We start from the raw sequence: 14,337 nt of genomic DNA, 5'->3' as shown, positions 1-14,337 counted from the left end.
GACGATCAAGGAAGAGATGAGGAAGAAGCCGCCCTCATACACATGACGTACTTTTCCCGCTCCCCGGTCGCATCGGCCCATCGGACCCGATAGCCGCTCCCTACCGTTTCGACGCGGTAGCGATCGATTCCTCTTATAAATAGTAGATTCCCTCCTTCCTCACCGACCATGACCAAGTTGCTGTTAATCTGTTTCAACGTCCAAGCCCACGTCGTCTCGTCCGGCCGCACATACACCCCGGCGAGCCGCCCGTCTTTGACGGCACAGTCCCGGCTGTCGATGACCTTACGGACGAACAGTTGTGGCGTCATCGTCACGTTTCCCCGCGGCTGTTCATAGAGCGCCCCACCGAACGCCAGCATGTGGACGAGCAAGGCGACGAACAATGGGACGAGGAGCATGGTGAACGTCAGCTCTAGCAACGTGAACCCGGCTTCACAATGTCGGGAGGCAATGGTCGCCTTCACAGATCGCCGATCGTCCGTTCGGTCCGGCCGCATCCTTCACCACCTCCCCTTGCAGTCGCTCGTATACACGAACCGTCGCTTCAAGTCGTTCGACGCGTTCGTTGCCTGCCTCGACGAACGGGACAAGCACCCCGACCCAACCGAGTAGGAGGGTCAGACTGAGACAAACTTCCCAAAACGTGACGCCTCGCTCACCATCCCTCACTTCGGATCACCTCCGGTTCGTACGTGCCCATGCGGAACTTCAAGGTGATCGCCAACTTTCCGGAAGAAAATTTCCACTGTCCGGCGTATGACGCTGCCGTCTTCGAAAACACGATGTCACTCGTCGTCGGAAGGCTGATTTCGACGCCTTCCGGAACGGTTACCGTTTTGATCGAGGTCAACCCGCACGTGATGTGATAACGACGCTCTTTGATGTACCAACGCAAGCGGGGCACACATTTCTCATCAGAGGCGACGTACGGATACTGTCCGACCTCGGCGATGTCGGCGAGCAACGCCTCGGTGAAGTCGACCAAGGCGAGTCGCTCGACCGATTGGACACTAGGCATCGCTATGAGCAATAGCATCGATAAGATGACGAGGACGGCGGCCATCTCGACGAACGTATAACCGTCTTTCATTGTTTCGTCAACGTACCGGTCGCGGGAGCATACGTATAGTTCGTCGATTGACAGCTGTATGTGAGCGCGTCGCCGGAGCCGTTTCGCTTAATGACGGCAAGTGATTCCGGATACGCCTTGTGCTCGGCGTAGTACAAATTGATCTCGGACTCGACGATGCGGACGCTGCCTTCACAACTTACACTGTCGGCCCGACTTTTCCCATCCGACATCGACGGCACGAGCAGTAGCAACAGTACGGAAATGATGAGCAACACCGCTGCCATCTCGACGAGCGTGAATCCGTGTTCTTCCTTCATTCGGTTCATGTGAATTCCTCCTTATAATTGGTTCATGATCAGTTGGACCGGTAAATAGATCGTATAAAACATCATCGTCACCATAACCGTCAGCAGACCATATAGCGCCGGTTCCGCTTTTATGATGAGTTGCTTCCAGTACAGCTCCATCTCCTCAAACACGAGGTCACGATGCAGCGACATGATCATCCCGAGCTCACCGCTCACCGTGCCGACACCGAACAGGCTGACGACTTCATGATCAAGGAACGGTTCCGCCCGCGCCGCCTCCTCGAGCTCCAGACCGGCCGACATGCGTTCGTGTACTCGCTTCGCCATCGAGGCGACTTCTCCTTCGCCGTTCGCCAGTCGTTCCACGATCGTCCTGATCGAGGCTTGCCCTTCCCTCAGCAATGACAGTTCACTGACGAACAAGTAGGTCACGTATAGACGTTGCCCTCGTTCGATGACCGGGATGCGGATCAAGCCGCGCTTTCCGCACAAGTAAAGTCCCCCTGCCGTCATGACGACGGCGAGAAACAACCCCGGAAAGAAACCTTTCGACAATAAAACAGCGTTCATCCCGTTCATCTGCTCGAGCTCGACCATGGCGAGAAGCTTCGGAAAGATATAGAGCGCGTATATCGTGCCCAAGCCGAACAGCATCGTCAAAATGACGAGCGGATAACGAGCGAGCTGCCTCAACTCTTGCTCGAGCGAACGTCGCATCGTCGACAAGGCGAGCACTTGTTCAAGTCCTTCGATGAAATGATGTCCCCGCTCCGCCGTCACGAGCAGCTCCTGCATTCGCTCATCCTTGACGAGCCCGGCAAACACTTCCGAGAGCGGGGCCCCACCTTCAAGCTTAAGTCGCATCGCTTGTACCGTTCGTCTGTCCCTTCCCCGCTCATGTAATTCAAGCGTTTCAAACGTCTTTTTCAATCCGACACCCCGCGCTTGGAGCCTTAGGAATCGCCGGATCGTGTTCAGTTCATTACTTGCCCGGGCATCGACCATGAACAACTCACCCCTTCTTCCCGACTGAGAACACACCAGTGACGCGCGACGTCCATCGGCCCGACGAGCTGTTCGATCCGGCGCTCCCCGTCCTCGATCGTCGACGTGTGAAACGTCACCATCGTCAAATGACCGCTCAATGCCGCATCATGGGCCACCCGCAACTCTTCACTCGTCCTCACTTCTCCGATGACGATGACATCGGGATCGGCCCGGAGCGTCTCCTTCAGCAGGTGACGATGATCGAGCCCAGCTTTCATGTTCACTTCTAGTTGGATCACTCCGGCCACTTGCTGCTCAGGCGGATTTTCAATCGTGACGATGCGACGGTTGTTCATCTGCCCGAGCAGCGCATAGAGCACTGTCGTCTTCCCGGCACCGGTCGCGCCGCCGATGATGAACAAGCCGCGTCGCAATTCGGCCATCGACTCGAACTTTCTGGCGTCTACTTCCGTCACCAAATCCCGCAATTGATACGACGCGTTCGGCAAGCGCCACGACATGAGGACATGTTCAAAGGACGGGAGGAACGTGACGCGCACGACCGCCGTCCCCGCATCATACATGCCTGATTGCGGGACGCGATGGTCCGTCTCCGAGAGCGAGCACCAATACTTCATATGTAACGTCAACCGCTCATAATCGAACCGCGTCATCGTCTCGATCACTTGCAGATGGCTCCCGTAGCGGACGTGGACCGCCACTTCTTCACCGACAGGCATGAAATGCACATCGCTTGCCCGTAATGCCCTCGCCGCTTCGACGAGCCGTGCCGTCATCACTTTCATCATCCCCACCTCACCGAAAGCATAAAAAAAAGCCCACCTTTTGAAAAGTGGACTTGTTTTATGAAACGTTTGTTGTAGTTAGGTCATGGCGGCGGGCATACGTCTCGATCGATACTTTGTCGTAACCGACAATCACTTCTTTCCCGTCCGTTAAAATCGGTCGTTTCAACAATTTAGGGTTTTCGCTCATAAGCTGAAGCAATTCGCTCAATTTCAAGTCATCGACGTCGATGTCTAACTGTTTGAACGCCTGACTCCGTGTGGCGAGAAGCGATTCGACCCCGTTGTCGCAGAGAGTCAACAATGTCAACAGTTCATCGACGGAAGGGGCGTCACGGAAAATATGACGTTCGCTCACGTTGAGCTGCTGATCTTGTAAAAACGCTTTCGTCTTCCGACATGAAGTACAGCTTGGATACGTAAAAAACATCAATTCATTCGCCATCGTTAAAGCCTCCTTATAAGATATGTTCCCGGTCGTACAGTGTATGTAAGTTGATTATACAATGGTTGGACAATTATGTACAGTGTTTGTATAACTTTTTATAAAATTTTGTACAACTCTGCAACTCGCATAAATTTCACATTTTTTTCACGATTATTTTGCTCAATTCACACGTTTTCATAGCATTTTTTTTAATGTGTTGGTAAAATAGTGAATGAGAATGGAATAATGTACGTATGGGGGGATTATCATGGCGAGAATGTACCGTGTCCTTGGATTTTGGACTGGATTGATCGCGGCGCTTGCTTTCGTGGGCGCACTCGGTGGAGATCAAAGCAGCAGCGAACATACTGGTGACTTCGTCGTAATGGGTCTTGTCTTTTTAGCTCAAACTATTTTCTTCGTCGCACTAGGCTACTTGAAACTGACTGAAAAAACGTATGTGTACGTGTTCGGGGCTTACTTGACTGTATTCTTCATCGTCTTCACGTATTGGAGTAACTTCCAGATGTAAAAAAAGATTGTCTCTTGACGAGACAATCTTTTTTTCGTTCACCGACTAAAGAACGGGTTAGATTGGATTTCAGTATCCAGTCTCGTCTTTGGCCCGTGTCCGGAGTAAAGAACGGTGTCGGGTGGCAACAGTTGACGGATACGATCGATCGAGCCGAGAAGCGTCGCTTGGTCCCCTCCGTACAAGTCCGTCCGACCGACCGACTGTTTGAAAATGAGATCGCCGCAAAACGCGACACCGGCATCCGCCAAATGAAGCGTGACGCTTCCTGGCGAGTGGCCCGGTGTATGATGAAGAGCGAACTCAAAAGCGCCAATCTGCAACGTTTTCCCTTGGTAGACCCTCTCGGCCGGACGCATCGACGCATACGGCAAATGGAACTTTGCAGCCCCGTTCTTTTCATCGTCCATGAGCCACGTCCGTTCGGCCTCATGGATATAGACTGGGACGTCATAGCGGTCGCGAAGCGCATCAATTCCACCGATGTGATCGAAGTGTGCGTGCGTCAATAAGATCGCTTGCAGTCCGCCGAAGCGTTCCACCGCTTCAAAAAATCGTGGGTCGTCGGTTCCAGGGTCGATGATGACGACCGTCCCGTCTTGTTCCACGACATAACCGTTTTCTTGCGCCAAGCCTGATGTGATTTTTACTACGTTCATCTGAACACCTCCTCCCCCATTCTAATCGATATTGTGGCAAAATTGTAGCGACGCCTTTCTTTGCTCGACAGCGCCACCTATTTCGGATAAAATAATAATGATATTTCAGTGAAATTTTTATGAATTTCATGACGTATAATAAAGGGGGAACTCGTCATGCATTTGTACGAACCGTTTGGATGGATCTCACTTATCGTCGCACTTGTGGCGATTTGGGGAATGGCCCGTTCATTCAAGAAACGTCAATTCTTTCCACTCGCCTTCGCCGCGCTTACTGTACTCGTCTTTGGATTTTTCGGCGTCGCGACATTGATTTACGGTGGAATCCCGAGCTAACACACGCATTGAAAAGGACGGCCGAGGCCGTCTTTTTTTTGTACGATGAATTATAAAATTAAGTGCAACACCTGAACGTGAACGCAAAAAAAGCCCATAGCGACGGCCTCGTGTAGAATGAAGTCACCACAACACACATTCACACGGAGGAATCGACATGAGCTATACCCATCTTACCACAGCGGAACGCGTGAAAATAGAGACCTACCTGGAGCTCGGGATGTCCGTACGGTCCATCGCGAGACGGCTCGGGCGACAGCCCTCGACCGTCTCGCGGGAGATCAGAAGGAACCCCGGCTACACGGCCGAACGCGCACAGGAGCGCTACGCCAATGCGAAGCGAAACTGCGGCGCCAAGACGAAGCTCGACGACATGATGCGCCGGACGATCATCGAGAAGCTGCGGGCGACCTGGTCCCCGGAACAGATCGTGGGTCGTCTCTTCGACGGGAAAATCGCCTTCTCGACCATCTATCGTTGGATCTATTCGGGGCTGATCGACGTACCGGTGACCGTGCTCCGCCAAAAGGGCAAGCGCCAGAAACCGATAGAGACACGTGGTCGGTTCAACATCGGTCTGTCCATCGCCAAACGTCCGAGAGAGGTGCGCACACGCGAGACATTCGGCCACTGGGAGCTCGACACCGTCGTCTCCGGGCGTGGGAAGTCGAGGGCGTGCGTCGCGACGTTCATCGAGCGAAAGAGCCGGTTCTACATCGCCCTGCCGATCACCGACCGCAGCGCGGCCTCGATGGAGGAGGCGATCCACACGGTCCACGCGGCCTTCCCAGCGGGCACGTTCAAGACGGCGACGACGGACCGGGGCAAGGAGTTCAGCTGTCACGAGCGCGTCCGGGCGACACTCGGCGTGCCGATGTATTTCGCCGACCCGTACTCGTCGTGGCAGCGCGGCAGCAACGAGAACGCCAACGGCCTCCTGCGCGAGTTCTTCCCGAAAGGATCGGACTTTGCGACGGTCGGCCAAGGCGAGGTCGTGGACGCACTCGCCAAAATCAACGGCCGCCCACGCAAATGCCTGGGCTGGAGGACCGCACACGAGGCCTTCACGGATGAAGTGTTGCGCTTAATTTGACAAACCGTCGTACCAAAAAAGGCGTCGCTCGTTCAAGCGACGCCTTTTTTAAACTCAGTTGTTCGACTGTTCTTTGAAACGCAACAGGTCGGAATAAATCAAATCATCGTTCATCTGCAGAATCGATTCTGCTTCTTCATTGATCGGTCCACAGAGGGAGGCGTCTTCAACCGCTTCACCCGTCTCCGCATCATAGCAAATCGATTGGGTCCAAACGTATTCGTCGGTGATGACCGTGCCGTCACGGAAGATGGCCCGGCTGTTCCGTTCTTCCGAGAAGAGGTCGTTGCCGAATCCAACGAGATCGGACGTATCAATCCCGAGCAAGTGCAAGAGCGTCGGTTTCATATCGACATGGCTGCCGACCGTTTCATGAACCTGTCCGTTTTCTTGGCCAGGCAAGTGAATCGCAAACGGGACTTGTTGAAGCTTCGCCACATCGTACGGTGTCAACTCTTCTTTTCCAAGAAGATCGGCCATCGCAGCGTTATGGTTCGTCGAGATGCCGTAATGGTCACCGTAGACGACGAAAATCGTGTCATCCCACATGCCGTTCGCCTTCAACTCATCGATGAACAGTCCGAGCGCATAGTCTTGATAAGCGAGCGCTTGTGGGAAGTTGTTGAGCGTTGTCGAGTTCGTTTCGAATTTCGGTACGAGCTCATACTCTTCACTCGGCATCGTGTACGGGAAATGGTTCGTGAGCGTGATGAATTTCGCGTAGAACGGTTGCGGAAGTTCTTCGAGCATCGGAATCGATTGTTCAAAGAAACTGTCGTCAAGCAGTCCCCACTCGGTCATATCTTCTGGGTTGCCAAGGTCGTAGCTCTTCTCGTCGAAGAACTCATCCACCCCGACATTTTTGTACATATGGTCGCGATTCCAGAACGATTTATTGTTCGCATGGAACACGGCCGAATAGTAATTGTCTTGTTTGATCAATTCAGGAAGCGCCTGATATTCGTTGTCGGCGTTCGTGAAGTAGACAGCACCTCGCGGAAGTCCGTAAAGCGAGTTATCGAGCGCGAACTCGGCATCCGACGTCTTCCCTTGGCCGACTGTATGATAATAGTTCGGCCAGAAGTGTGACTCTTCGATCAACTTGTTCAAGTTCGGTGTGATGTACTCACCGTTAGCGGCTTTCATATGGTTTGTGAAGTTTTGTGCCGACTCGAACGAGACGACGATCACGTTTTTCCCCTTATACTTCCCAAACAGCTCCGGATTTGGGGCCGCATAGTTTTGACGGGTGAACTGCTCAATCTCGGCAAGTTCGGAACCGTCCGCCATCGCCTTTTGGGCTGACGTCTTCGTCTGGAGCATCGCGTCATACACGTGGAAGTTGAACGTCCCGATGTTTTTGACGAGAAGCTCACGGTCGAACGAGCGCGTGAGTAACTCCGGGCGTTCTGTCTCAGCGAGCGACAAGTTGAAGAGGAACACGGCCACGGCCGTCACGAACGTGACGAGCGCACGGCGGTGTGACGCCGCGTTTTGACGTGTGTTCACTTTCCATAAGACAAACGGCAAGACGATCACATCTCCGAGGATGATCAAGTCTTTCCATTCCAAGAGCGATGTGAACGATGTCGACAGCGTCTCCATGTTCGACGGCTGCAAGATGACCGGCATCGTCAAGTAGTCGGTGAATTCACGGTAGTAGACGGCGTCGGCGAACAAGATGAACGAGGCGAACGCATAGAGCGTATAGAGCACCCATTTCTGCTTGCTGCCTTTAAAGAAGAAACTAAACGCGAATAAGAAAAGTGTCGAACTGATCGGGCTGATTAACAATATAAATGCTTGCGCGGTGTTTTCAATCGGGATATTAAAGAAAAATTGATATACGATGTACGTCTTCGTCCAAAGCAATAAAGTAAATATCCAGAATAAACGATATTCTTGAAACGAAGCGCGGACCGTTTCATTCAGCCTCATTGTTAGCTTCGAGAAGCGTTGCGATGACTTCATCTGACGGTCTCCTCCTCTTTTCAGTTTTTACGGCGATGTCAACCGACATGCTCTCACTCCGTCCGCGGTAAGTATGTTCTATGTTTCACGAACGGTATTAGTCCAGTATCAAGTTCAAATCTTACCCCTTTTTTAACAAAAAATCAACTCTGGGGTTACAAAATTTACATTAAACAATACCCTTTCCATACAAAAAACACGCCTATGCTCGAAGCATAGGCGTGCAGGTCGTGCAATTGATTAAACACGTGTCGGCAAGAAGTGTTTGCGGGCGAGCCACGCGCACCCAATGACACCCGCATCGTTCTCGAGTTCAGCAATCTTGAACGTTGTCGAAGCGTAGACGCGCTCGAGGGCGAATCGTTTGAACTGTTCATCGAGCGGTTCAAGGAGCGCCTCACGCGCCTTCGACACCCCGCCGCCGATGACGATTATTTTCGGGTTCAACGTGTTGGCGATGTTGGAAATCGTGAGTCCCAAGTACTCTGTCATCTCTCGGACGACCTCGGTCGCCACTTCATCGTTCGCTTTAAACGCTTCGAAGACGTCTCGAGCCGTCACTTCTTTCAACTCGTTTAGCGACGTCGTGCGGTTTTTCCGTTTTTGAAGCGCCAAACGGGCGACCCCCGTCGCCGATGCGATCGTCTCGATGCACCCGGTACGGCCACAACCGCATTTTACCGCTTTCGTCTCGTCTCGCTCGACCGTGATATGACCGATTTCTCCGGCCATCCCAGCGGCACCGTGAACGATGTTACCGTTCGTGATGACGCCGCCGCCGACACCGGTGCCGAGCGTGATGGCGAGCAACTCCGAGGCGCCTTCGCCGGCGCCTTTCCACATCTCGCCGAGCGCGGCCGCGTTCGCGTCATTCTCTAGCACGGCCGGTAATCCGACCGCTTTCTCGAACTCACTGACGAGCGCAAAGTTTTTCCATCCGATGTTCGGCGAGTACTCGACGACACCTTCCGAGAAATTGATGAATCCCGGAGCACCGATTCCAGCGCCGGCGAAATCTTCTTTCGCCTTGCCCGATTTCGCGAGATAGGCATTAAAGGAAGCTGCGATATCCGTCGGAATATGTACCCCGTTGTCACGAATGTCCGTCTTGACCTCCCATTTGTCAGAAATGATACCGTTCATATCGAGGACGGCCATTTTCACCGTCGTTCCTCCGATGTCGATCCCTAATAACCACTTCATCTAGTCCACTCCTCATCTCAATTAAATCGCTTTCATCCAATAGTTTACACTATTCAACCCCTTGTGCAAACAGTTGCACAAGGGGTTTTTCTGTCAATCTATTGAATTTTTTAATTCGTGTGTCAAGATGATCTTCGCCGTGTCATATTCACGTTGTTCGATCATCCCGCCAGCGTGCAGTTCATCGAGCTCCATCATCATCAGACCGATTTCGGCGTCCCGCTCCCCGATATAGATGATGGTCCCGAACGATTTCAAAAACTGTTGAACATCATAAAAGTTTTTCACGTCCGTCCCTCCATATCCGTCAAAACGTAGCGGTAAAGAAGCGCACGCGTCGCCTCGAGCGACGAAACGTGCGTCCGCTCGTAGCTGTGACTCGACTCGATGCCTGGACCAACGAGCGCATGTCGGACATCGTAGCCTGCCCGGATCGCCGCCGAGGCGTCAGAGCCATAGTAAGGATAAAGATCGACTTTAAATGCGATATCATGTTTCCGGCATAGCGCCGTAAATTGACGGCGCAGTTTCAAATCATACGGACCTGACGAGTCTTTCGCACAAATCGACACCGTGTACTCGTCCGAATGTTGGCCGTCTCCGAGCGCGCCCATATCGACGGCAACGTATTCGACGACATCATCCGGAATGCCGGCGTTGCCGCCGAAACCGACCTCTTCATAGTTCGAAATCAAATAATGGACGGGGTGCGGTAATTCTTTTGACACTAACTCCCGGGCCAAGTCCAATAAAATGGCGACCGAAGCCTTGTCATCAAGGTGCCGTGACTTAATATAACCGGTGTCCGTCTGTTTGAAGCGCGGGTCGAACGAGACGAAGTCTCCCACTTCGATCCCGATGCCTCTCACGTCTTCTGCACTATGGACCTTGGCATCGAGACGTACTTCAATCGTCGACGCCGACCGTTCGGCGCTGTTCGTGTCTTTATAGACGTGAACGCTCGATTGGTGCAACAAGATCGTCCCATCGATCGGCTCACCGGTCTCCCGATGAACGAGACAGTTCTCTCCTTCGATCGCCGTCCAAGCGTATCCTCCGACTTGGGAAAGACGGAGCCGTCCGCTCGGCAAGATGTCTTTCACCATCGCCCCAAGCGTGTCGACGTGCGCCGTCAACAAACGAGCAGGTCCGACGCGTCCCGGGAACGTCGCAAGGAGCGCTCCTTTATGCAACCGTTTCGTCTCGACGCCGAGTGTCGATAGCTGTTCCTCGACAAAACCGATCGCTTCGTCCGTCATCCCTGAAGGACTCGGTATGGCGACTAATTGTTTCAACGTATCAATCATGTAATTACCCCTTTGTCATCGATAGTAGCCGTATGCGTAAAAGGCTAGTGCAAGCAAGATGGCGGCAAACGTAAAGCCCACCCGGCGCACTTGTTTGTGTTCATCCGGTAACCCGACCGCACCGGCCATCAAAAACCCACCGACCAGACCTCCGGCATGAGCAGAATGGTCCAAGCTCGCACCGAGGACGAAGGCGAGTCCTACGTTTAATCCTAACATAATAAACAGCGGTGGGCCGAGCGTCTTCATGAAAAGAGACCGGTCCCGCAGTCCGAAATAAAGCAACGCTCCGACGAGGCCGAACAACGCTCCTGACGCGCCAGCCGAGATGGCGTCACTGAGCGCGTACGAGGCTGTCGAGGCGATCAACCCAGCGAGCAGGTAAATCATCACGAAGCGCGGCGAGCCGTACATTCGTTCCACGAGCGGGCCAAGTGACCAGAGCGCGAACATATTGATGGAAAAGTGAAACCAGCCGATATGGAGAAACATCGGGGTGATAAGCCGCCACCATTCACCTTCATCGATGAGTGGGTTGACTTTCGCCCCGAACCGGATGAGCGTCTCCGGATCGAGCGTGGAACCGATCGATTCAGCGAGCCACATGACAAGGAACGTCGCGAACATGAAAAAATAGACGGCTTGCGGTTTTCCAAAAGCGAAACGTCGCTTCAACTCGGCTTTTCGCTCTTTGTCGAGCGCCAAGGCGAGAGGACGATAACGTTCGGACCCGTCTTCCGTGGCGAAGTGCCGTTCGAGCGTCACTTTTGCCGAGATGGAGAATGTCAGCGTCTGCAGCCGTTCCTCATCGACGAGCGGCTCACCATAAACGTGGACGCGAAGCTTTTCTCTCCCAAGACGCGCGAGACGAAACGAATTCATGACCGCCTCGATGTCCATGGCGACATGGTTGGCCCACGCTTTATCTGTTCTTATGTACAAGTGATAGACATCGCCAGCTTTCGTGTCGAACAACAACAGTGCACGTGACGGCTCGAGGATCCCTTCGACTCGTCCCCCTGCCTCGATCGCATGATAAATATCTTCCCAAAACGAGTTCGCCATTTGAATCCCCTCCCTTCATCTATAATTGTAATCCAATTCCTCCCGTACGACAAAGAAGGACGTGCGCAACATATGCCACGACAAAAAACCGCGGTCAGCCAAACGCCTCCCGCGGTACGTGCTATTTATAAAACTGGCTCCATCGTTTTCATCAAGACGTCTGCCGAATGATGCATCTTCTGCTTCTCTTCTTCAGACAACTCGATCTCGACGACTTGACGAACCCCTTGACGGTTGATGATGGCCGGAACCCCGATGTGGATGTCGTTCAAGCCGTACTCGCCGTCCAAGTGAGCGCCGACTGTCAAGAGCGTGTTCTCGTTACGGAGTACCGCCTTCACGAGACGGAGAAGTCCGAGACCGATCGCATAGTACGTCGCTCCTTTGCGCTCGATAATATGGTACGCCGCGTCGCGGACGTTGACGTAAATGTCTTCGAGGTCTTCCCACGAATAGTCGTCGTTCTCTTCAAGCAACTGTTCGACCGACTTCCCGTAAATCCGGGCGTTGCTCCAAGCTGCGAATTCTGTATCTCCGTGCTCCCCCATGATATAGGCGTGGCAGTTGCGTGGATCGACATTGAAATAGTCACCGAGCATGTAACGAAGACGTGACGTATCGAGCACCGTCCCTGAACCGAAGACACGGTGTTTCGGAAGACCTGAGTATTTCCATGCCAAGTGGGTCATGATGTCGACCGGGTTTGATGCGATGATGATGATCCCATCAAATCCTGATCCCATAATGTCCGCGATCATCGATTTCATGATCTTCGCGTTCTTCTCGACCAGGTCAAGACGTGTCTCGCCCGGCTTTTGCGGAGCCCCAGCTGTGATGACGACGATGTCAGCAGCGCCACAGTCCGTGTAGTCCCCAGCCCACACACGCATCGGTGATGAGGCGAACGATACGCCGTGATTCAAGTCCATCGCTTCCCCTTCAGCCTTCGCTTTATTGATATCGATGATGACGAGTTCCTCACAGAGGCTAGCTGTCGTTAATTGATATGCGAAGCTGGCACCGACTGCACCGGCACCTACGAGCGCGACGCGAGTTACTTTTGCATGATTTAATGTTTCCATGTTGATTCTCCACCCTTCGAACAATCTGTTTCATGTTTTAGTTTTATCTGTTACATAAAGATTGTAACATCATTCACAAACACTCACTACAATAGAAACCGTTTTCACTTTGGCGATATTGTGACAAAATTCACATTCGTTTGAAACATCCTCATTCACTGTACTACCCTCAAGCGAAGATAAAAAAACAAATCGCCGCCGCCGAAGCGATCGCCAGAAAGTTGACGGCATCGTTCCCTAGGAAGCGCCAACCCGATACGTACGCCGTCGACTCATTATGATGCAGGCGTTTTTCTGTCAGCTTGCCACATACACGGCATCGATACTTGCGTTGAACGGTCGCACCAAGTAGCGTATCGACGACACTCCCGCTCAAACCGAACGCGATCAACACGAACGTCATCATTGCTCCGAGGCCTAAGAACGGGTACGTCGCAAAGACGATCATCGCGGCCCCGACAATCGACATGACCGTCCCAAAGAGCGACACGCCGCCGCTCGTCCCCGGTTCGACTGGGCGCAACGTCATAATGGACCTTGGTTTTTGCTTGGCGAGCACACCGAACTCCGAGCCCCATGTGTCGCTCGTCGCCGCGGCAATCGAGACGATATACGCATAGAGCCACGCCTCGTTCGACGTGACGACCATACCGATCGCCGTCAGCATCCCGATACCGCCGTTGGCGAGCACTTGCACAAAATCGCGTGGTCCCGACTTTTCAACGATATCATCGACCGGCGCCTTGTCGCGGGCACGGTATTTAGAGGCGAGTGAGGACGTGGAGAAAAACACACCAAGCAAGTACAAGCCGAACCATCCGAACCCATAACCGATGACGGTACCGGTTACAACCGTCAATAGAGCCCCGGAGAGCGTAAGCGACCGCAAGCGGTAGCCGGCGTAGGCGACGATACATGTTACGAGGAAGATTGCATACATCGGATCAATTCCCTTTCCGTCACGATCAATTCGACTGGAATATCATGCGATTCGATCGGTATTTCCGGCAGCACTTGCACATCATAGGCGATCGATAGCGTCCGACCCGGGTACGTCGTCAAAAAGCGGTCATAGTAACCGCCTCCCCAGCCGATGCGGTACCCGCAACGGTCGAACACGCGTCCCGGTACGACACAAAGGTCGACTGAAGCGTCGACACGAGGGGTCGTCGGTTCAAGAATCCCCATCACCCCCGGCTCTACGTCATCGAATGACTTTAAGGGGTGGAACGTGAGTCCCGCTTTCGTTACTTTCGGCACGAGCACCGTTTTTCCTGCCTGCCAGGCGAGATGGATGAGCGGACGTGTATCGACTTCAAGCCCGAATGATAATGTTAGCGCGACCGATTCGGCGTCGCGCCATTCCGGGAGGGCGGCGACAGTATGTATGATGGCCGCGTCGGCAACAGCCCGGTTCTCGAGCAGCCTGATCTGTTCATGGACAGCGTGTCGCAGCGTCTGTTTGTCTAGCATGTCGATGGCTCCT

Annotated in this window: 19 protein-coding genes; 3 read left to right on the top strand and 16 right to left on the bottom strand. The window is 53.3% G+C overall.

Annotated elements, in window-relative coordinates:
- Positions 1-5: 5 nt before the first annotated feature.
- From P398_RS0108655 to P398_RS0108625, 7 genes are read right to left on the bottom strand one after another with little or no spacing between them, the layout of a single operon-like run.
- The gene (locus P398_RS0108655) at positions 6-500 is read right to left on the bottom strand and encodes a hypothetical protein (protein ID WP_147287400.1); all 495 of its coding nucleotides are present in this window, start codon (positions 498-500) and stop codon (positions 6-8) included.
- On the bottom strand, positions 436-672 hold the full coding sequence (locus P398_RS0108650) for a hypothetical protein (protein ID WP_024371499.1): 237 nt from the start codon (positions 670-672) through the stop codon (positions 436-438). Before P398_RS0108650 ends, P398_RS0108655 begins: the two co-directional genes overlap by 65 nt.
- On the bottom strand, positions 659-1,093 hold the full coding sequence (locus tag P398_RS0108645) for a prepilin-type N-terminal cleavage/methylation domain-containing protein (RefSeq protein ID WP_029334782.1): 435 nt from the start codon (positions 1,091-1,093) through the stop codon (positions 659-661). The genes P398_RS0108650 and P398_RS0108645 overlap by 14 nt, the downstream gene beginning before the upstream one ends.
- Positions 1,090-1,401 (bottom strand): prepilin-type N-terminal cleavage/methylation domain-containing protein, encoded by a 312-nt coding sequence (locus tag P398_RS0108640; RefSeq protein ID WP_024371497.1) that lies wholly within the window; start codon positions 1,399-1,401, stop codon positions 1,090-1,092. Before P398_RS0108640 ends, P398_RS0108645 begins: the two co-directional genes overlap by 4 nt.
- A gap of 12 nt (positions 1,402-1,413) precedes the next feature.
- Positions 1,414-2,388 carry a type II secretion system F family protein gene (locus P398_RS0108635; RefSeq protein WP_029334781.1) on the bottom strand — a complete coding sequence of 325 codons (975 nt, stop codon included), beginning with the start codon at positions 2,386-2,388 and terminating at the stop codon, positions 1,414-1,416.
- On the bottom strand, positions 2,358-3,179 hold the full coding sequence (locus tag P398_RS0108630) for an ATPase, T2SS/T4P/T4SS family (protein ID WP_235263324.1): 822 nt from the start codon (positions 3,177-3,179) through the stop codon (positions 2,358-2,360). Before P398_RS0108630 ends, P398_RS0108635 begins: the two co-directional genes overlap by 31 nt.
- A 55-nt stretch (positions 3,180-3,234) precedes the next feature.
- Positions 3,235-3,621 carry a Spx/MgsR family RNA polymerase-binding regulatory protein gene (locus tag P398_RS0108625; protein ID WP_034799078.1) on the bottom strand — a complete coding sequence of 129 codons (387 nt, stop codon included), beginning with the start codon at positions 3,619-3,621 and terminating at the stop codon, positions 3,235-3,237.
- Positions 3,622-3,871: 250 nt separating this feature from the next.
- On the opposite strand from P398_RS0108625, the gene P398_RS0108620 reads away from it, so the two are divergent.
- Positions 3,872-4,135 carry a DUF2626 domain-containing protein gene (locus tag P398_RS0108620; RefSeq protein ID WP_024371493.1) on the top strand — a complete coding sequence of 88 codons (264 nt, stop codon included), beginning with the start codon at positions 3,872-3,874 and terminating at the stop codon, positions 4,133-4,135.
- Between the two features lie 38 nt (positions 4,136-4,173).
- Here P398_RS0108620 and P398_RS0108615 read toward each other — a convergent pair whose 3' ends face one another.
- On the bottom strand, positions 4,174-4,794 hold the full coding sequence (locus tag P398_RS0108615) for an MBL fold metallo-hydrolase (protein WP_029334778.1): 621 nt from the start codon (positions 4,792-4,794) through the stop codon (positions 4,174-4,176).
- 156 nt (positions 4,795-4,950) lie between these two features.
- On the opposite strand from P398_RS0108615, the gene P398_RS0108610 reads away from it, so the two are divergent.
- Entirely contained in the window at positions 4,951-5,130 is a 180-nt protein-coding gene (locus P398_RS0108610; RefSeq protein WP_024371491.1) for a DUF2759 domain-containing protein, read from the top strand.
- 157 nt (positions 5,131-5,287) lie between these two features.
- Positions 5,288-6,223 (top strand): IS30 family transposase, encoded by a 936-nt coding sequence (locus P398_RS0108605; RefSeq protein WP_029334777.1) that lies wholly within the window; start codon positions 5,288-5,290, stop codon positions 6,221-6,223.
- A gap of 54 nt (positions 6,224-6,277) precedes the next feature.
- On the opposite strand, the gene P398_RS0108600 is transcribed toward P398_RS0108605, so the two are convergent.
- The 8 genes from P398_RS0108600 to P398_RS0108565 form a co-directional block, all read right to left on the bottom strand.
- Positions 6,278-8,194, bottom strand: a complete 1,917-nt coding sequence (locus P398_RS0108600; protein ID WP_029334776.1) for an LTA synthase family protein — start codon at positions 8,192-8,194, stop codon at positions 6,278-6,280.
- Between the two features lie 240 nt (positions 8,195-8,434).
- The gene (locus P398_RS0108595; protein ID WP_029334775.1) at positions 8,435-9,397 is read right to left on the bottom strand and encodes an ROK family glucokinase; all 963 of its coding nucleotides are present in this window, start codon (positions 9,395-9,397) and stop codon (positions 8,435-8,437) included.
- Between the two features lie 93 nt (positions 9,398-9,490).
- Entirely contained in the window at positions 9,491-9,685 is a 195-nt protein-coding gene (locus P398_RS0108590) for a YqgQ family protein (protein ID WP_024371488.1), read from the bottom strand.
- Positions 9,682-10,704, bottom strand: coding sequence for a M42 family metallopeptidase (locus P398_RS0108585; RefSeq protein ID WP_029334774.1), 1,023 nt, complete (start codon positions 10,702-10,704; stop codon positions 9,682-9,684). The genes P398_RS0108590 and P398_RS0108585 overlap by 4 nt, the downstream gene beginning before the upstream one ends.
- 15 nt (positions 10,705-10,719) lie before the next feature.
- Complete coding sequence (locus P398_RS0108580) at positions 10,720-11,769, bottom strand: rhomboid family intramembrane serine protease (protein ID WP_024371486.1); 1,050 nt, start codon at positions 11,767-11,769, stop codon at positions 10,720-10,722.
- A 125-nt stretch (positions 11,770-11,894) separates the two neighbouring features.
- Entirely contained in the window at positions 11,895-12,851 is a 957-nt protein-coding gene (locus tag P398_RS0108575) for an L-lactate dehydrogenase (protein ID WP_029334773.1), read from the bottom strand.
- Positions 12,852-13,020: 169 nt separating this feature from the next.
- Positions 13,021-13,791 carry a DUF92 domain-containing protein gene (locus tag P398_RS0108570; protein ID WP_029334772.1) on the bottom strand — a complete coding sequence of 257 codons (771 nt, stop codon included), beginning with the start codon at positions 13,789-13,791 and terminating at the stop codon, positions 13,021-13,023.
- Positions 13,770-14,324: a 5-formyltetrahydrofolate cyclo-ligase gene (locus P398_RS0108565; RefSeq protein WP_029334771.1), complete on the bottom strand. Its 555-nt coding sequence runs from the start codon at positions 14,322-14,324 to the stop codon at positions 13,770-13,772. The genes P398_RS0108570 and P398_RS0108565 overlap by 22 nt, the downstream gene beginning before the upstream one ends.
- Positions 14,325-14,337: the final 13 nt, after the last annotated feature.

It is taken from the genome of Exiguobacterium aurantiacum DSM 6208, assembly GCF_000702585.1.
Lineage (GTDB): Bacteria > Bacillota > Bacilli > Exiguobacteriales > Exiguobacteriaceae > Exiguobacterium > Exiguobacterium aurantiacum.
The sequence above is the reverse complement of the archived record's forward strand: the minus strand, read 5'-3'. Positions and strand labels throughout refer to the sequence as shown.